Annotated in this window: 17 protein-coding genes; 11 read left to right on the top strand and 6 right to left on the bottom strand. The window is 45.7% G+C overall.

Annotated elements, in window-relative coordinates; translation table 11 throughout:
- Positions 1-35: 35 nt before the first annotated feature.
- On the top strand, positions 36-782 hold the full coding sequence (locus Q5691_RS15190; protein ID WP_333214208.1) for a calcium-binding protein: 747 nt from the start codon (positions 36-38) through the stop codon (positions 780-782).
- Positions 783-864: 82 nt separating this feature from the next.
- Here Q5691_RS15190 and Q5691_RS15185 read toward each other — a convergent pair whose 3' ends face one another.
- Positions 865-1,035 carry a hypothetical protein gene (locus Q5691_RS15185; protein ID WP_333214209.1) on the bottom strand — a complete coding sequence of 57 codons (171 nt, stop codon included), beginning with the start codon at positions 1,033-1,035 and terminating at the stop codon, positions 865-867.
- Between the two features lie 68 nt (positions 1,036-1,103).
- On the opposite strand from Q5691_RS15185, the gene truB reads away from it, so the two are divergent.
- The 4 genes from truB (at position 1,104) to Q5691_RS15165 (ending at position 4,960) form a co-directional block, all read left to right on the top strand.
- The gene (gene truB, locus Q5691_RS15180) at positions 1,104-2,045 is read left to right on the top strand and encodes a tRNA pseudouridine(55) synthase TruB (RefSeq protein ID WP_333311969.1); all 942 of its coding nucleotides are present in this window, start codon (positions 1,104-1,106) and stop codon (positions 2,043-2,045) included.
- A gap of 149 nt (positions 2,046-2,194) precedes the next feature.
- Positions 2,195-2,425 (top strand): membrane protein insertion efficiency factor YidD, encoded by a 231-nt coding sequence (gene yidD / locus Q5691_RS15175; protein WP_190732478.1) that lies wholly within the window; start codon positions 2,195-2,197, stop codon positions 2,423-2,425.
- A 216-nt stretch (positions 2,426-2,641) separates the two neighbouring features.
- Positions 2,642-3,856, top strand: a complete 1,215-nt coding sequence (locus Q5691_RS15170; RefSeq protein ID WP_333214213.1) for a response regulator — start codon at positions 2,642-2,644, stop codon at positions 3,854-3,856.
- Positions 3,857-3,961: 105 nt separating this feature from the next.
- Positions 3,962-4,960, top strand: a complete 999-nt coding sequence (locus Q5691_RS15165; protein WP_333345466.1) for a glycosyltransferase — start codon at positions 3,962-3,964, stop codon at positions 4,958-4,960.
- Positions 4,961-5,096: 136 nt separating this feature from the next.
- Here the strand turns inward: Q5691_RS15165 and Q5691_RS15160 are convergent, their stop codons facing one another.
- The 4 genes from Q5691_RS15160 to Q5691_RS15145 form a co-directional block, all read right to left on the bottom strand.
- The gene (locus tag Q5691_RS15160; protein WP_333345505.1) at positions 5,097-5,669 is read right to left on the bottom strand and encodes a Uma2 family endonuclease; all 573 of its coding nucleotides are present in this window, start codon (positions 5,667-5,669) and stop codon (positions 5,097-5,099) included.
- 310 nt (positions 5,670-5,979) lie between these two features.
- Entirely contained in the window at positions 5,980-6,309 is a 330-nt protein-coding gene (locus tag Q5691_RS15155) for an iron-sulfur cluster assembly accessory protein (protein ID WP_333070615.1), read from the bottom strand.
- Positions 6,310-6,448: 139 nt separating this feature from the next.
- Positions 6,449-6,868, bottom strand: a complete 420-nt coding sequence (locus Q5691_RS15150) for a phosphomannose isomerase type II C-terminal cupin domain (RefSeq protein ID WP_333311967.1) — start codon at positions 6,866-6,868, stop codon at positions 6,449-6,451.
- Between the two features lie 324 nt (positions 6,869-7,192).
- On the bottom strand, positions 7,193-7,453 hold the full coding sequence (locus Q5691_RS15145; RefSeq protein ID WP_333345464.1) for a hypothetical protein: 261 nt from the start codon (positions 7,451-7,453) through the stop codon (positions 7,193-7,195).
- A 412-nt stretch (positions 7,454-7,865) separates the two neighbouring features.
- Here Q5691_RS15145 and gltB point away from each other — a divergent pair, with 412 nt between their 5' ends.
- From gltB to Q5691_RS15120, 5 genes are all read left to right on the top strand, one after another.
- Positions 7,866-12,452: a glutamate synthase large subunit gene (gltB, locus tag Q5691_RS15140; RefSeq protein WP_333345462.1), complete on the top strand. Its 4,587-nt coding sequence runs from the start codon at positions 7,866-7,868 to the stop codon at positions 12,450-12,452.
- Positions 12,453-12,583: 131 nt separating this feature from the next.
- A complete protein-coding gene (locus Q5691_RS15135) occupies positions 12,584-13,930 on the top strand; it encodes a hypothetical protein (protein WP_333345460.1) in 1,347 nt (448 codons plus the stop codon).
- Positions 13,927-14,937: a DNA-processing protein DprA gene (locus Q5691_RS15130; RefSeq protein ID WP_333345458.1), complete on the top strand. Its 1,011-nt coding sequence runs from the start codon at positions 13,927-13,929 to the stop codon at positions 14,935-14,937. Before Q5691_RS15135 ends, Q5691_RS15130 begins: the two co-directional genes overlap by 4 nt.
- Positions 14,938-14,993: 56 nt before the next feature.
- Positions 14,994-15,242, top strand: coding sequence for a DUF4926 domain-containing protein (locus tag Q5691_RS15125; protein ID WP_333345456.1), 249 nt, complete (start codon positions 14,994-14,996; stop codon positions 15,240-15,242).
- A 144-nt stretch (positions 15,243-15,386) separates the two neighbouring features.
- Complete coding sequence (locus Q5691_RS15120; RefSeq protein ID WP_333311962.1) at positions 15,387-15,680, top strand: hypothetical protein; 294 nt, start codon at positions 15,387-15,389, stop codon at positions 15,678-15,680.
- 1 nt (position 15,681) lies between these two features.
- Here the strand turns inward: Q5691_RS15120 and Q5691_RS15115 are convergent, their stop codons facing one another.
- Positions 15,682-16,116, bottom strand: coding sequence for a GNAT family N-acetyltransferase (locus Q5691_RS15115; RefSeq protein WP_333311961.1), 435 nt, complete (start codon positions 16,114-16,116; stop codon positions 15,682-15,684).
- A gap of 254 nt (positions 16,117-16,370) precedes the next feature.
- On the opposite strand from Q5691_RS15115, the gene Q5691_RS15110 reads away from it, so the two are divergent.
- On the top strand, positions 16,371-16,955 hold the full coding sequence (locus Q5691_RS15110) for a GNAT family N-acetyltransferase (protein ID WP_333217089.1): 585 nt from the start codon (positions 16,371-16,373) through the stop codon (positions 16,953-16,955).
- Positions 16,956-17,137: the final 182 nt, after the last annotated feature.

Genomic DNA, 17,137 nt, shown 5'->3' with positions numbered 1-17,137 from the left:
GTTAGAATGGCAAATTTCTACCCATCTTCAGAATCATGCCATCAGCAGTGCCAATTCGACCAATTCCCGTCACCACCCCAACCCCCACCGGCGGCGGTACCAGTCCCGGAGGGACACCTGGTGGCACTCGCGGCACCAGCGGCCCCGACTCCCTCAGAGGTAGTGCCGGCGCTAACTTGATATTTGGTTTGGGTGGCCCTGACAGCATTTTCGGCTTAGGCGCAGACGATTCCCTCTACGGCGGCGACGGCGATGACTCACTGCTGGGGGACGTTGGCGATGATTTGCTGTTCGGCGGTGCGGGCCGCGACAGCGTTTTGGGTGGCGCCGGCGACGATACTTTCTACGGTGGCAAAGGTTCTGACTCAATGCTGGGCGGCGATGGCAATGATTTGCTGTTTGGCAACCAAGACACCGATACTTTGTTGGGAGGCGCGGGCGATGACTCGCTTTTTGGGGGTGCTGGCGATGACTCGCTGTTTGGTGGCATCGGCAATGACTGTTTATCGGGCGATCGCGGCCAAGATACTTTAACTGGCGGCACCGGAAACGATACTTTTGCGATCGGGCGTTTAGCAGATGGTGATGTGATTACAGACTTTACTGATGGTATCGATCAAATTCGCTTGACTGCCGGCCTCACCTTTGGCGAACTCACCATTTCCGCTGGGGCCGGAACTTCGCCGAGTACAATTATTCAGCTTACAAACACCAAGGAAACTCTCGCTACTTTATTCGGAGTTGCCCGCGGTTCTATCAGTCAGGCAGACTTTATTCTTTAATGGGTAATGGGGAATTGGGAATTGCGAATTGATAATAGGGAATTGGGTACTTTGTAGTTTTAAGTTTTCAATGTTGAACTTGTTAACTCAAAACCGCTTTCGCGTTGCAAGTAACGTTAGCTTTCGCAATCGAAGGAAATCCATCTCCCAACTTTTCATCTTCCTTTTTCCTGCTTACTTCTTCCTTCTTCCTGACATCCGTTACATCCATGACATCCGTTACAAAATCCGTTGCCGAACTTCCGACGGACATCGGACTGAAATCCGTGACATCCGTGACATCCGTGACATCCGTTACAAAATCCGTTGCCGAACTTCCTAATGACTACTGACGGTTTTCTCAATCTCAACAAACCTGCGGGCATGACATCTCACGACTGCGTGGGGCGAGTGCGCCGGCTATTGAAACTCAAGCGAGTAGGACACGGAGGAACCCTCGATCCTGCTGTGACTGGCGTTTTGCCGATCGCCCTGGGCAAAGCAACCAGACTGCTGCAATATCTCCAACACAATAAAGCTTACCGAGGCACGATTCGGTTTGGCTTAACTACTGCTACTGACGATTTAGAAGGAGAAATTATCCATTCTCGACCGGTGCCCGAGTTGAGTTTGGAAAAAGTGCAAGCTGCACTCCCAAAATTTATAGGAAAAATCGAGCAGTTTCCACCGAGTTTTAGTGCGGTGCAGGTGGGAGGAAAACGCCTTTATGAGTTAGCTAGAAAAGGGGAAACTGTAGAAGTTGCTGCTAGGAATGTCGAGGTTTTTCGGCTGGAAATCTTGGATTGGCGATCGGGGGATTTTCCTGAATTGGATTTGTCGATCGCCTGCGGGGCGGGTACTTACATTCGGGCGATCGCGCGGGATTTGGGCGCGGTGTTGAATACAGGCGGTACTTTGGCTTGTTTGACTCGCACCGAAAGTAGCGGTTTTTCGATCGACCAAAGTCTCAGTTTTGAAGAATTGGAACTGCAATTGCAGGAGAATAAATTCTGCCCGATTTTGCCATCGGCGGTTTTGGGACATTTAGGTGCGATCGTCCTTTCTCCTGAATATACCAAACGCTGGTTTCAAGGTCAGCGCCTCCCCATTCCAGAAACGCCGATCGGGCCCTATGAGGAAAGTAGGAACAATCCCCCCGACAACTCAATACCCCAACCTCCCTATCCCTTGCAGGTGTACGATCGAGACGGTAATTTTTTAGGTATCGGTCAAGTAGCCAACTCAGAGACAAGTACCATATTATCTCCTCAAATTGTGATTTAAGTATCTAAAATAAAAATGAAAAAAGGTATAATTGGTACTGGAAAAGTTAGCGGAACTCTAACCGCTAGGAATGCTCTCGATTCACCTAGCTTAGAGCGGTATGGGACGAGATTTGCCTATTAATCTAATCAATCGCTGAGGTAAAAATTGTGAAAATATTGCTGATCGGATTAATCCGAGGCTACAAAATGGGGATTTCTCCTTACCTGCCTAACGCCTGTAGATTTCAGCCAACTTGTTCGCAATACGCGATCGAAGCAATAGAGAGATTTGGGCCTGCCCGCGGCAGCTCAATGGCAGTTAAGCGGATTTTGCGCTGTCATCCTTTTCATCCAGGGGGTTACGATCCAGTACCTCCCACAGATAGCGAGGGCAATTAATTATTAGTTAGAATCCTGATTTTAGTTATTAGTTAATAGGGCAAATAGCCGTTACATCCTCATGGCTAAAACTCCTGGGGGGAATCACTCCCTAAGAGGGTTAAATTCTCACAATAAGTGGTGTTTTTTAACCTAAATTCAGTAAAATTACTGTTATCTTTCAAAACTCAGCAGCTATATAATGGTACAAACAGAGTACAGGGGATGCGAGTTGATATGTCTGCTACCGCAATCGGATACAAAATGTTGTCCCATACTCTGGCTGTACTCAGCCAGAAACAAGCAACGGGGAAACTGGTGTTAGAGCAAGGGGAACAACAGTGGCAACTTTACTTTTTTCAGGGTAGTTTGGTTTATGCCACGGGAGGAGCGCACAGAGCTAGACGCTGGTACAGGGCGATCGGGCAACACTGTCGAAACTTTCAAGTGGATCTCAGAGACCTCGATGCTGGAGAACTGTGGGAATATCAACTGCTTCAGCGAGGGATAGCAGCCAGCGAAATGAGCCTGGAACAAGCTAGGGCGATCGTCCACACCAGCCTTTCCGAAGTGTTATTTGCTCTGATCGGTCAATCGGGTTTGCGCCGGGAGTGGCGTCCGTCCCAGAAATATTTTTCTACAATTACCTCTTCTTTGCTGCTGTCTTTAACAGAAGTAGAGAAAGTTCTGTGTTGTACAGAAGAAATTTGGCAGAAGTGGAAAGCAATGGGTTTGTGGCTGGTAGATCCAGAACAAGCACCGCTTTTAAAACCGTCGGCTCAGTTGCAGCAAAATCGATTTAGTTCTAATTCTTTGATCGCTTTGGGTAACGTATTCAACGGCGAGAATACTCTTTGGGATATTGCATTTAAGAAAAAGCAGTGCGTGACAGTGGCAACTCGCGCTTTAGTCAATTACATCAAGCAGGGTTTAGTAAATTTCCGCACAGTACCAGACTTGCCGTCGCCTATAGAACAGTGGCGCCTGGCCGCAGCTATTGCTGGGCCGGGTCGCCCTTTGATTGCTTGTATCGATGACAGTCCGACAGTTTGCGAATTTTTAGAGCAAATTTTATTGCCGGAGGGCTATCGAGTCCTAAAAATTCAAGACCCCATGCAGGGAGTGGGCCTCCTCGCCAAACAAAAGCCTGCTTTAATTTTTATGGACGTGGTGATGCCGAAGACAAGTGGCTTTGCTTTGTGCAATTTTTTGCGAAAGACACCTGCTTTTCGGGAAACTCCGATCGTGTTTTTGACCAGTCAAGACAGTATAATTGACCGCACACGAGCGAAATTGACAGGTGCTTCCGATTTTTTGAGGAAGCCAGCCAATCCCGAACAGGTTTTGGAAATAGCTGACAAGTATTTGAAGGTAAAAGGCGATCGCTACCCTTCAGCAATTCGCCCCCAAGATATACTGAACTCGCACCAACTTACCTTGGCAAATTCTTGACCCCAAATTAATGAACACAAGAACCCCTTGCTGGGTGCGTCAGGAACTGACGCACCCTACGCTCATTGTAAAATAAAGACGCAATCGAATTTAAGATAATTAATTATGAGTAATGTTACGAGCGATCGCACTCCGCAGGTGAGCGTAGTAATTCCGGCTTACAACTGCGCGGATTACGTCGGCCAAGCCGTAGATAGCGTTCTGCACCAAACCTATGCTAACTGGGAAATTATTGTCATAGACGACGGTTCCAAAGATGACACTAGATTAGTTTTAGAGAAATATGGCGATCGAATTCGCTACATTTACCAAAAAAATCAAGGAGTTTCGATTGCCAGAAATCACGGCATCGAGCTAGCGCGAGGAGAATTTATCGCCTTTCTCGATGCTGACGACTACTTTTTTCCCGACAAATTAGCAGCACAAATGGCTGTATTTGCAGCGCGACCAAATCTAGGAATAGTTCACAGCGGCTGGCGTCTAGTTAATAGTATAGGCGAACCGCTAAAAGATGTCAAACCCTGGCAAAATGTCCCTAAATTAGACTTAGAAATGTGGCTGCGATGGAAACCAGTATTACCCAGTGCGATGGTATTTCGCCGTCAGTGGTTAGAGCGCGCCGGCGGATTTGATCCTCGATTTCCCCCGGCGGAAGATACAGATTTAGTGCTGCGTTTAGCCTTAATGGGATGCGAAGCAGAGTGGTTGCAACAAGTAACTGTTTGCTACCGCCAGCACGAACAAAGCGCCATGTACAAAGGTTTACCGCAGGCTAAATCCCTCGCCGCAGTGATGGACAATTTTTTTGCCCGCCCCGAGTTGCCGGACAAAATACGTTTGTTGGAAAAGCAAATCAAGTACAGTACCTTAGTTTGGATTGCTTGGTATTTGTACCGCACCGGTCATGCTGTTGAGATGGTAGAGTTTTTGCAGCGTTCTTGGAATTATACGCCTTATTTGCCTGTGGAAACAGTAATTAATTGGGCGGAAGCTTTCGCCGAGTTTTCCCAGGATGCGGGAAATGAATTCGATGCAGATTTATTAGCTCAATCTCCCGAGTGGCAGCAGTTAATGCAGTGGATTATTCTCGGTACGCCAGCTTGATTGAAAGCTTTTCCATTGCACTGATATCGTTTACGGTTGCATAGGAATTATTTAACCGCAGAGAGCGCAGAGGACACAGAGGAAGAGAAGAGAGGCTTTTCGCATTTCTGGCCATGTAAAACCTGCATAAACTTTATTAGGCTTCAGTTTGAGTTTCTGCTTCAGTAAAAATTGGTGGCCACAGTTCATAAATTGGCAATTCCCAACCAGGGAAAAGTTCGGCAACTGTCAAAATATCTTCATTTCCCAACACAATTGGTTCACATTCCTGACGATAAACTGTAACAGTTTCTTCGTCCGGGTCAATCAGAATCCCCACTTGTGCTCCGAGTTCTAGAAAATTTAGAATCTTTTTTTCTAGCGGTTTAATGCGATCGCTCTGTGATTTAATTTCTACTACGAAGTCTGGGACTAATTCTCCGAAATAACGGGGACTTTGCCTGAGACGTGCGGCTCGGACAAAAGAAACATCAGGTGCTGTAAGGTTAGCATCAGGTAAAATAAAGCCGCCTGCGGAGTCAAAAACTCGACCCAAACGGCGGGGATTCACCCAAACGAAGAGAAAGGCACTCAAGCGAATGCCAATTTCGCTAGATACAATGTCTGACGGGCCCACAATGATAATTCTCCCGCTTTCTAGTTCAACTTGATAGTCTTGACCGGCTTCTTTGAAGGTTTTTTGGACTTTTTCTAAGTCTTTAAGTGTCATCATACGATTTTAGATTTTAGATTTGATATTTTAGATTTGATATTTTAGATTTGATATTTTAGATTTGATATTTTAGATTTTAGATTTTAGATTTTAGATTTTAGATTTGATATTTTAGATTTTAGATTTTAGATTTTAGATTTTAGATTTTAGATTTTAGATTTGATATTTTAGATTTTAAATTTAAACTTTTATAATTTTCTGCAACTGACGCACTCTAAATCATATTGGTTATTCCTTATTTTGTCAGGTGCGTCAATCTATTTTAGAATTGAAGAATTATCTGCAACTGACGCACCCTACAGGTTGGTTATTCCTTAGCAGAAAAGGAGTTGCCGCAGCTACAGCTTTGGGCGGCATTGGGATTGTGAAATCGGAAACCTCCGCCCATCAAGTCTTCTGAATAATCCAATGTGAGCTCATTGAGATATTTTAAGTGCTGGGGGTCGATCGCAACGGAAATTCCCTCCGACTCGCATACAGCGTCTTCTGGGGCTGGCGCATCGTCAAATGCCATTGTATAAGACAAACCGGAGCAGCCACTCGATTCCACGCCCAGACGAAATAAAGCATTGGGGTTTGGATGCTTCGACTTGAGGCGCGTTACTTCTGTTGCTGCTGTTTTGCTCAGATGAATCATTATGAGTAATTGGTAATTGGTAATTTGGAAGTAATGTTGAGTTTTGAAAATGTAGAATGTGCCTCGCCCTCTACCTTACCCGGAGAATGTAGGGTGCGCCGGGCCGCGCACCTTACCCCTATATTTTTAGCAACTTGAGTTACTTAGCCTTTTCTGTACGGGCATAATCGTCTTGAAAGCGGATAATATCATCTTCTCCGAGATATTCGCCATTCTGCACCTCAATTAAAACCAGAGGGATAACTCCCGGATTTTCCAGGCGGTGAGAAATGCACTGAGGAACGTAGGTAGACTGATTTGTAAACAGAACTTGTTCAGTTTCGCCACAAGTAACTTTTGCAGTACCAGAAACCACGATCCAGTGTTCGCTGCGGTGGTGGTGCATTTGCAGGCTGAGGCGATGTCCAGACTTAACTTCGATCCGCTTAATTTTATATCCTGGGCCTTCTTCTAGAGTCGTAAATGAGCCCCAAGGCCGCAATTCTGTAGCGGCTATTCCGTAGGATGCTGCAGGTGCGTGCAGGGTAGATACTTGAGAAATTTCTTGAATCTGAACCATGATTTTCACTCCTTGAGGATTCCTTGCTGAATCCTTTGGTAAACGACGTTATTTTTTGAGATTAACTAATCTATAGTTAAAACCGAAGCCCACCTGCGGGGATTGGTTAGCCGACTCTAGAGTTTTGCAAGAGTTGTGCTCAGCCCGATCGACCTGCCTTAACAACCATAGCAAAACCAACATAGCTGTTGTCACCTGTTATTCGCTCGATCGCCCCAATCTACATCAAATCTTCATAGAAAGGGCGCTGGTTCTTGAATATTGATTAAAGGTGAATCCTAATCCAGCTCTTGAGACTGCTGCTGCAAAAATTCTAGCATCTGGTTAGAGACCCTCTGGGATGAAACCTGGTTGAATAGTTAGACTTGAATAATTTTGGATAAGTTCTGTGAAGCAGTGATAAGTAAACCGAACATCGTAGAGTTTTTTCAATTCTGCAACCAGCGTGGGAGAAAGCGGACGAAAGCTATCCAACCAGGCTTTGAGTCGATCGACTTTTTGCAATTTTTCAGAAAGGTTCATCGCGGATGAGAAGGCAAAATGCTGGTGGAGAATGTCACCCAGACGCTGAGGATACAGTCGCATTAACAATGCTATAAACTCATTTCTCAAGAACAGGCTTTCCGGCCTGTTCCACAGAGAGTAAATTTTGTGGAACAGGCATCTTGCCCGCCCTTGAAAAGCTTATTAACAATAGTGCAAGATGTGAGTTGGTATCGGAATTACTCATCTCTGTTCCTCTGCGCTCTCTGCGGCCTCTGCGGTTTAATAATTCACATAATTGAAGAGTCTTTAAGCATAAATATTTAGACCTCCGGGTTCCATAGTTAAGTGATCGGCTTTAACTATTTTTTTACTCGAATATAAAAAGCTGGGATTTTTTGGTAACTCTACCTAATTGAGTAGATCCACATATAATACATGATACTAGATCGATCGGCATCCCACCCTCTACTCTAGATCAACATCTTTTCACCACTTTGAGAGACACATCAAAATGAACAGCAACGGACTGCCACAAAAACAAGGCTTGTACGATCCGCAGTTCGAGCACGACGCTTGCGGAGTCGGATTCATCGTACACATGAAGGGTAACAAATCCCACGAAATTGTCGAGCAGGCACTGACAATCCTATTGAACCTCGACCACCGAGGCGCGTGTGGCTGCGAACCCAACACCGGAGACGGGGCGGGGATTTTGATGCAGGTGCCCCACAAGTTTCTCAAGAAAGTAACGGCGGGCCTCAACATCGAACTTCCCGAAGCCGGCGAGTACGGCGTTGGCGCGATTTACTCGTCGCCAAATCAAACTGAACGCGAAAACGGCAAACGCATTTTTGAGGAAATCGCCGCAGAAGAAGGCCAAGAAGTGCTGGGCTGGCGCGATGTTCCCACGGACAACTCGTCCCTCGGCGACACCGCCAAATCTAGCGAACCCTTCATGCAGCAAGTGTTCCTCCGGCGGGCCGCAGGTATCGATGAGGCGGCTTTCGAGCGGAAACTGTACGTCATCCGCAAGCGTGCTCACAATGCCATCCGCAGGACTAACACAGACCCCTACTGGTACAATTCCACTCTCTCCTGTCGGACGATCGTCTACAAAGGAATGTTAATGCCCGTGCAAGTCGGCGATTACTATCCCGACCTGCACGACCCCGACATGGAAAGCGCTCTAGCCCTGGTTCACTCGCGCTTCAGCACGAATACTTTTCCGAGTTGGGAACGATCGCACCCTTACCGCTACATCGCCCACAACGGCGAAATTAACACGATGCGTGGCAACATTAACTGGATGCACGCGCGGCAATCGCTGTTCGAGTCGGAACTATTCGGCGATGACTTAAAGAAAATCCCCAATTTAATCAATATCGAAGGCAGCGACTCGACGATTTTTGACAATGCTTTGGAATTGCTGAATTTGGCCGGGCGTTCTTTGCCGCACGCTGTAATGATGATGATTCCCGAACCTTGGACAGCCCACGAGTCCATGAGTGACGAGAAAAAAGCTTTCTATGAATACCATTCTTGCTTGATGGAACCTTGGGACGGCCCAGCTTCGATCGCATTTACCGATGGTACATCGATCGGGGCCGTGCTCGATCGCAACGGTTTGCGCCCTTCCCGCTACTGCGTTACCAAAGACGACTTGGTAATTATGGCATCGGAAGCCGGAGTTTTGCCGATCGCCCCAGAACGAATTGTATCAAAAGGCCGCTTGCAACCGGGGCGGATGTTCCTGGTAAATACCGAGGAAGGCCGCATCGTCTCTGACGAGGAAATTAAAACCAAAATCGCCACAGAACACCCGTACCGCCAGTGGATCGACCAGCACATGGTCGAAATAGCCAAACTGAAAGATGCGCCTGCAGTAGCAGAATCTCATCCCGAAACATTATTGCAGCGGCAAATGGCCTTTGGCTACACCTTTGAAGAACTGCGGTTGCTGTTAGCACCGATGGCAAAAGATGGTGTGGAAGCTGTCGGCGCGATGGGTGCGGATACGCCGCTGGCGGTGCTTTCTAATCGACCAAAACTGCTTTATGAATACTTCCAGCAGTTGTTTGCTCAAGTTACCAATCCGCCGATCGATTCTATCCGCGAAGAAATTGTAACTTCTGCCGAAACTACGATCGGCGCTGAACGCAATTTGCTCAAACCAGAACCCGAAAGCTGTCATTTGATTGAACTGAAAACGCCGATTCTCAGCAATGAAGAATTAGCTAAGCTCAAACACGTAAATGAGGGCAATTTCCGGTCGATTACACTGCCGATTTTGTTTGACCCCAAAAGCGGGGTAAAAGGTCTTGAACAAGCCTTAGAAGAGGTTTTTGCAGGAGCAGACAGCGCGATCGCCTCCGGGGTGAATATCATCATTTTGAGCGATCGGGGCATCAGTCCAGACAAAGCCCCAATTCCGGCGCTGCTGGCAGTTGCAGGCCTGCACCACCACTTGATCCGTAAAGGTACGCGCACGCGGGCGGGACTCGTGCTCGAATCCGGCGAACCGAGGGAAGTGCATCACTTTGCGACACTTATTGGATACGGTTGCGGCGCGATTAATCCGTATTTGGCCTTTGAGACGATCGCCGATTCGATCCGCGAAGGATTGCTGCTAAATGTCGAGTACAAAACAGCGTGCAAAAACTACGTCAAAGCGGCAACTAAAGGTGTGACGAAAGTTGCCTCGAAAATTGGGATTTCCACAATTCAAAGTTATCGCGGCGCGCAGATTTTTGAGGCGATCGGCTTGAACAAATCCGTAGTCGATAAATACTTTGCTTGGACGGCATCGCGGATTGAAGGGGTAGACCTCGAAGTAATCGCCCAAGAAGCAATTTTACGCCATAATCACGCATTCCCAGACCGCCCATCCAGCGGACATACTCTCGATGTTGGCGGCGAATATCAGTGGCGGAAAGAAGGCGAAGCGCATTTGTTTAGTCCGCAGACAATTCACGCGCTGCAAAAGTCGGTGCGCGAGGGCAGTTATACGCTTTTCAAACAGTATTCTGGGCTGGTTAATGAACAAAACCAGCAGCATTTTACCTTGCGCGGTTTGTTGCAATTCAAACAGCGGGAATCGATACCCATTGAGGAAGTTGAGCCGATCGAATCTATTCTCAAACGCTTTAAAACTGGGGCGATGAGTTATGGTTCGATTTCTAAAGAAGCCCACGAATCGCTAGCAGTAGCGATGAACCGCATTGGTGGCAAATCGAACACCGGTGAAGGTGGCGAAGATCCCGATCGCTACACTTGGACGAACGATCGCGGCGACTCGAAAAACAGCGCGATCAAACAAGTTGCTTCCGGGCGTTTCGGCGTTACCAGCTTGTACCTTTCCCAAGCGCGGGAACTGCAAATCAAGATGGCGCAAGGCGCGAAACCCGGTGAAGGCGGACAGTTGCCGGGTAAAAAAGTATACCCGTGGATTGCCAAGGTGCGGAACTCGACTCCGGGTGTGGGATTGATTTCGCCTCCTCCTCACCACGACATTTATTCGATCGAAGATTTGGCCGAATTGATTCACGACTTGAAAAATTCCAACCGAGAAGCGCGGATTAGCGTCAAACTCGTGTCGGAAGTTGGAGTCGGGACGATCGCGGCGGGGGTTGCGAAAGCCCACGCCGATGTCGTGTTGATTTCCGGCTACGACGGCGGCACCGGCGCTTCGCCGCAGACTTCGATCAAACACGCGGGTTTACCTTGGGAATTGGGACTGGCGGAAACTCACCAGACTTTGGTACTCAACAATCTCCGCAGCCGGATTGTCGTGGAAACTGACGGTCAAATGAAAACTGGCCGCGATGTAGTAATTGCTGCCTTGCTTGGCGCTGAGGAATTCGGTTTTGCGACGGCGCCGCTGGTGACATTGGGCTGCATCATGATGCGCGTTTGCCACCTGAACACTTGCCCGGTGGGCGTGGCGACGCAAGACCCGCTGCTGCGGAAAAACTTTACCGGCGACCCCGAGCACACGGTAAACTTTATGACTTTCATCGCGCAGGAAGTCCGGGAAATTATGGCGCAGTTGGGCTTCCGCACGCTGAATGAAATGGTGGGGCGGACTGATGTTTTGGAACCTCAGCAAGCGGTGGAACACTGGAAGGCTAAGGGTTTGGATTTCTCGAAAATCCTTTACCAGCCGGAGGTTGGGGCGGATGTCGGGCGCTATTGCCAGATGGCGCAGGATCACGGTTTGGAAAAGTCGATGGATATGACTGTGTTGTTGGATTTGTGCAAAGGTGCGATCGAAAACGGCGAAAAAGTCCACGCCAAACTGCCAATTACCAATGTCAACCGCGTTGTCGGCACAATTCTCGGCAACGAAATCACCAAACGCAACTGGGAAGGTTTGCCGGATGACACGGTGCACCTGCACTTCCAAGGCAGCGCTGGACAAAGCTTTGGCGCATTCGTGCCCAAGGGTGTCACCCTGGAGCTCGAAGGCGAAGCTAACGACTACCTCGGCAAGGGGCTCAGCGGTGGCAAAATCATCCTGTATCCGTCGCCAGCTTCTACCTTTGTCGCTGAGGAAAACGTGATTGTCGGTAACGTAGTGCTTTACGGCGCGACTGCTGGTGAGGTTTTCATCCGAGGGATGGCGGGCGAACGTTTTGGGGTGCGTAACTCCGGCGTTAACGCAGTAGTTGAAGGTGTGGGCGATCACGGTTGCGAGTACATGACTGGCGGCAAAGTTGTAGTTTTGGGCGAAACCGGGCGCAATTTTGCAGCGGGTATGAGTGGCGGTGTTGCTTACATTTTGGATGAGGCGGGGGATTTTGCTACTCGCTGCAATATGTCGATGGTGGATTTGGAAAAATTGGAGGATGTTGAGGAAATTAGCGATTTGCGGCAGATGCTTCAAACTCACGTTGATTTGACTGGAAGTGCGAAGGCATCGAAGGTTCTGGCAAATTGGGACTCGATGGTGCCGGTGTTTGTGAAGGTGATGCCAAGGGATTATAAGCGGGTGTTGCAGGCTATTGAAAGGGCGATCGCATCGGGTTTAAGCGGTGATGATGCGCTGACGGCTGCGTTTGAAGAAAATGCTCGCGATGTCGCCCGGATTGGCGGCAGCTAGGGTTTAAAATGAAGTCTAACAAGGGGTTGAAGCCCCTTGTTAGACTCACACTACCTATGCCGCGTATTCGGTTTTGATAGGTTTAGTGCAATACACTCACTGGTAGTAGTACGAGCAACTTTGAGAATTCCATGATTAGAATTCCCACGAACAACAGGGTATTAGCCGAGCGTAAAGTTTTGTTAATAGATTTGGATGGAACTTTAACAAATACCGCAGATATCGCATTGAAACCCATGAAAGATGGGCAGGAGCAAACAGATTTATCACGGATTGAAATCTTTGAGGGTGCTAGAGAATTTATCTCCGAAGCAACAGGTCTCGGATTTCAGTGTATTATTGTCTCTGATTCGCATCCCAAATATGTCAATACAATTGTCAAAGAGTATTTTGGGAATATTGCTGCACTGTCGCTTGCAGATAAACCTAATACCTTAAAGACTCTTAATTTTTTGCGTTCGCAAAGCATAGATATTTCTGATAGTAATTGTTACGTGCTTGGTGACTCTTGGTTAGATATTGAACTGGGTCGAGGACTACGAGTACCAACAGTGTTAACTTCATTCTATCAATCAACAAATTTAGAGATTAGAGACGGGATAGGTGATTATGTTAAAAACATTAAGAGCGGTTCTACATACTACGCTGAGAGTTATGATGACATACTAAATATTCTGAGAAATCCTTTACAGAATTTGCTTTGCTTGGAAGCTGGTTGTAGGGGTGCGGTAAGTTACTTAGCAAGGAAACCGCGTCGTGATGACTTTCTGCCAGATAGAAGCTTGACTGCTCACAGAATTTTGGCTAGGCAGTCTCAGGGTGAGTGCGATAAATACCATACTACGGAGAAATACTTCGAGTTCAATCGGGCGGATAGAAGCAGAGAGTTATTATTTACACTTCGGGATTCTGTCATAACTTATATAGACCGTATCCTAGAGGAAAGAGCCTTTTTATGGGATATATTTACCTATGTCCCGGACAAGCGCACAACGCAACCAAGGAATAAAATGGGGGAATTGTTTAACCTCATTGTTGAACTTGTTGGGCAGAGGACAGCTTCCTGGAATTGCCTCAGTATATTTGAGTGGAATGAGGGAGTAGATTCTTCAACTCGCAGACAACCTTCAGCAGGTGATCGGCGGAGGTTCGTTCGTAGTAACCTGATCTTGCAGGAGGGAGTGAATGTCAATGGCAAAAATGTCATAATAATTGATGATCAGTATACTACTGGAGCTACAGCAGATGCTCTGGCAGAGAAGCTACGCGCTAGAGGAGCAAATAATGTTCTGTTCATTGCTTTGTTTCATCTGATAACATCTGTAAATAGCAGTAAGCTCTGTCCTAGATGTTCAGTCAATGGTCAGACTAAACAACTGCAAGTAAAGATTAATAGGCAAACTGGGCAGAAGTTTTACTCCTGCGTTCCACCTCAATATAAAGGCGATGGATGCGGATACACGGAGAACATAGTATGAAACGAAATTCGGAACTAAGCTTGATTATTCTCGCATTCTCTCTTCTCAAGGGAGTCGGGGCTGTATTTGTAAAGAAAAGTCTGGTTACTATACAAAATATTTACCATTATTGGTCAAGTGAAAATGCTAATGCTAGCCTTACTAAACTTCTAGCATTGGTGGGAAAAAAGTATTCAGGTTTAGAAATTGAAAAAGCTATTTCTCAAGCTGAGGATATACTAGCTGAATGTGAATCTTATGAAATTGGTTTCACTTCTGTTGTAGATGCAAACTATCCTAAGAAGCTTTTGGATTTAAAAGATCCTCCACCGATACTTTTTTTTAGGGGAAACCTATCTTTACTAGATCAAGATATCGTTACTCTCATTGGGACAAGGAAGCCAAATGAAAATGGCAAAATAATTGCCGAACGAGTTGGTAAATATTTTTCATCAAAAGGTTGGGTCATCTGTAATGGTTTAGCTGATGGCATAGACACTTTTTCAATTCTAGATCGGGAGAACAATTGCTTTGCAAAGGTAATCGGAGTGGTAGGCAGTGGATTAGCTAAACCCTCTTTCCGATCTTTGCCAAAGCAGTCGGAAATTAATATTGAACGCATCTTGACAAATGGTGGACTTGTTGTCTCTGAAATTCCTCCTTTGAAGAAGCAAGATACTTTTTCAGTTGTGAAATCTTGTCGCATTCAAGCAGGGCTTGGAGCAGGTGTGATTCTTATCCAAAGTTCTCTTAACGGAGGCTCACGTTTCACGGTGAAAGCTTCGGTTGAGTCTAACAGACCCTTGGGAATCATACATCCTGTGGAACCAGATATGCACCGCGAGGATTATAGTGCTAATAGAAAAATCATTGAATATGGGGTTCAAGGGTTAAATGAGTTTGTAGAGTTAAAAAACAGCAAAAGCTCCAACTCTAAAATTGTGGTTTTATTAACTAAACAGTCATATCCAGTGCTTGAGTCAGCTTTAAAAGAAGAGAAAATATCAAAGTTATTGCTCACTATCTAGCAGTCATTTTGAACTGATTCTGTTGATTCCTGATTAACAAGTTAACAGAGGACAATATGAACTATCAACTTTATTCAGATGTCATCTTGCTGTGCAACTTTCCAGAAGAAGGACTTTATGCCGGCGAGATCGGTACAGTTGTAGAACAGCATCACGTTGAAGGACTAGAAACAGGTTATAGCGTTGAATTCTTCGATCTGTTGGGAAACACTGTAGCAGTTGCGACGCTACCTGGAAGTTATTTGCGATCGCCCACAAGTGCAGACAGACCTACAGTTAGACTGGTTAATAGTTTTGCTGCGTAAGTAGAGGAAATAGTGCAATGGATAAACTAACTGAGTATCCCAAGCTAATTTAATTGAACTCACCCCTGAATTGCTGTAAAGCCACCCGTTTGATATAATGTTGTTACTAGATTGTAGAAGAGCAATCAAAAAAAAGGGATAATTATGACCGTCGAACAAGCCATTTTGGAAAATGTGAAGGTCTTATCGCCAGACCAACAACAAGAAGTCTTAGCTTTCATTAAATTCTTGCAGTCCGATAAATGGGAAGATATCTATAAAGGAAAATTCAAAGAACTGCAACAAGAAATTCGTCAAGACACTGACATCGATACTGATAATGACCCCATTGAAACTGTCCTAGAAGGGATTCAGCAAGGCTTCCATGAGGCAATTACCGGACAAACTCTCCCTTTGTCTCAACTGTGGGACGGCATTGATTTTCTCATCCTTTGCTGAGCTAAATGACTGTAAATTCACTCCAAAGTTTGCAAGGTTTCCAAAATAGACAGTCCTCAGATATATATCCACACTTCTCATAGAAACCCATTGCGGTTTCATGTGCGACTGTAACGACCGTAATATCATCTTCCCCACCAACCATCTCTCGGATGCGAACCAATAATTCACTTCCTATTCCTCGTTTTGCATAAGACCTGTCCACACCTAAGTCTGTGACAAAAAGGAAATAAACAAAATCCGTAATACCAAAGGCTACCCCGATGAGCTTCCCTTGATCATTCCTAGCCGTAACAGCAACTGAGCGAGCAGTCAAGAGCTTCCTTATCCTTTCTTCAAAACGCTCTTTGGGATACTGACTACCAAGATCGCTCCTTTTTAAGAAGTCGTAATATTCCTCAAAAGACAAGTTTTCGTTCTCTTGATAGTCAATCATCTTACTTACTCAAATTTTTTCTTAAATTACTGCATATTTTATGTCCTGTCAAGAGAAAGTCAAAATATTCTGAGAGTTTTCCAGTATCTACCAGGCTACCTGGAAGTTATTTGCGATCGCCCACAAGTGCAGACATACGTACAGTCATGATATTGTCCGAAGGCGATCGCCCCTAAAATATTTACAAAACTAAATCTGGTATGCGCTCTATATCTAGCTGTTAAAATAGACAAACCTGAGCGTTAAAATCGCAAATGTATGACAGCGTTCCTACACACTATGCAATGGAATATCTAACTTTTAGAGAAGGCGATGGAGAGGACATACAGGCGATCGTCAATATTCACAATTCTCATGCGCGCGGTCAAAATACGTCGATCGAGCGCGGCTTTTTGCTAACACAAATTACTGAAGATGAGATTGTCCAAAGCTTAAATAATTCATGCAGATATTTTGTTGTCGCTAAAACCGATGGGAAAATTGTGGGATTTGTGGCTATATCACAACCCAAAATATCTGATGAAATCTTGGATAAAATTATCTGGAAAGATGAGGTTTTTAAGAAAAGAGTCACCAGCGATCGGCATTTTTATCTCGAAAGAGTAGCAACAAAGTTAGATTGGATGGGTAGAGGTGTTGCTCAATTTATGTATAAAGAAATTTATCAATTTTTTCCAAATTCATTTATTTCGCTGTTTATTGTTACCCAGCCAATAGCTAATACTCGTTCCCTAATGTTTCACCAAAAACAGGGATTTGAACAAATAGGAACTTTGCAAGTTGACCGATTTCTCGATCTAGAAAATTATGAATGTATTGTGATGTTTAAAGAAACTTGAATTTATCATGAGTGGGTCTCCCAACAGAAGCCGAATTCAATCCAGCCTAACAGGAATTACTAGAAGCGAGGGAACTGTTATCTCCGCGAATTCCAATCTCAAATAATACCAATTCACTATGAAGGTACACTAAATTTAGGCTAAAAGTAGAGGAGATGCAATATGGCTAACAAATTTAAGGT

Origin of the sequence: Microcoleus sp. w1-18aA5, from assembly GCF_036701705.1 — a bacterium.
Lineage (GTDB): Bacteria > Cyanobacteriota > Cyanobacteriia > Cyanobacteriales > Microcoleaceae > Microcoleus.
Note: the sequence above shows the minus strand (reverse complement) of the source record. Positions and strands in the feature narration are given on the sequence as shown.

Excerpts from the sequence above, each read along its gene's own strand:
- Q5691_RS15170 (WP_333214213.1), top strand. The coding sequence starts at position 2,642 with ATGTCTGCTACCGCAATCGGATACAAAATGTTGTCCCATACTCTGGCT.
- Q5691_RS15115 (WP_333311961.1), bottom strand. The coding sequence starts at position 16,116 with ATGATTGACTATCAAGAGAACGAAAACTTGTCTTTTGAGGAATATTAC.
- Q5691_RS15125 (WP_333345456.1), top strand. The coding sequence starts at position 14,994 with ATGAACTATCAACTTTATTCAGATGTCATCTTGCTGTGCAACTTTCCA.
- Q5691_RS15120 (WP_333311962.1), top strand. The coding sequence starts at position 15,387 with ATGACCGTCGAACAAGCCATTTTGGAAAATGTGAAGGTCTTATCGCCA.
- Q5691_RS15190 (WP_333214208.1), top strand. The coding sequence starts at position 36 with ATGCCATCAGCAGTGCCAATTCGACCAATTCCCGTCACCACCCCAACC.
- Q5691_RS15145 (WP_333345464.1), bottom strand. The coding sequence starts at position 7,453 with ATGCGACTGTATCCTCAGCGTCTGGGTGACATTCTCCACCAGCATTTT.
- Q5691_RS15130 (WP_333345458.1), top strand. The coding sequence starts at position 13,927 with ATGAAACGAAATTCGGAACTAAGCTTGATTATTCTCGCATTCTCTCTT.
- gltB (WP_333345462.1), top strand. The coding sequence starts at position 7,866 with ATGAACAGCAACGGACTGCCACAAAAACAAGGCTTGTACGATCCGCAG.
- Q5691_RS15185 (WP_333214209.1), bottom strand. The coding sequence starts at position 1,035 with ATGTCCGTCGGAAGTTCGGCAACGGATTTTGTAACGGATGTCATGGAT.
- truB (WP_333311969.1), top strand. The coding sequence starts at position 1,104 with ATGACTACTGACGGTTTTCTCAATCTCAACAAACCTGCGGGCATGACA.
- Q5691_RS15135 (WP_333345460.1), top strand. The coding sequence starts at position 12,584 with ATGATTAGAATTCCCACGAACAACAGGGTATTAGCCGAGCGTAAAGTT.
- Q5691_RS15165 (WP_333345466.1), top strand. The coding sequence starts at position 3,962 with ATGAGTAATGTTACGAGCGATCGCACTCCGCAGGTGAGCGTAGTAATT.
- Q5691_RS15160 (WP_333345505.1), bottom strand. The coding sequence starts at position 5,669 with ATGACACTTAAAGACTTAGAAAAAGTCCAAAAAACCTTCAAAGAAGCC.
- Q5691_RS15150 (WP_333311967.1), bottom strand. The coding sequence starts at position 6,868 with ATGGTTCAGATTCAAGAAATTTCTCAAGTATCTACCCTGCACGCACCT.
- Q5691_RS15155 (WP_333070615.1), bottom strand. The coding sequence starts at position 6,309 with ATGATTCATCTGAGCAAAACAGCAGCAACAGAAGTAACGCGCCTCAAG.
- Q5691_RS15110 (WP_333217089.1), top strand. The coding sequence starts at position 16,371 with ATGTATGACAGCGTTCCTACACACTATGCAATGGAATATCTAACTTTT.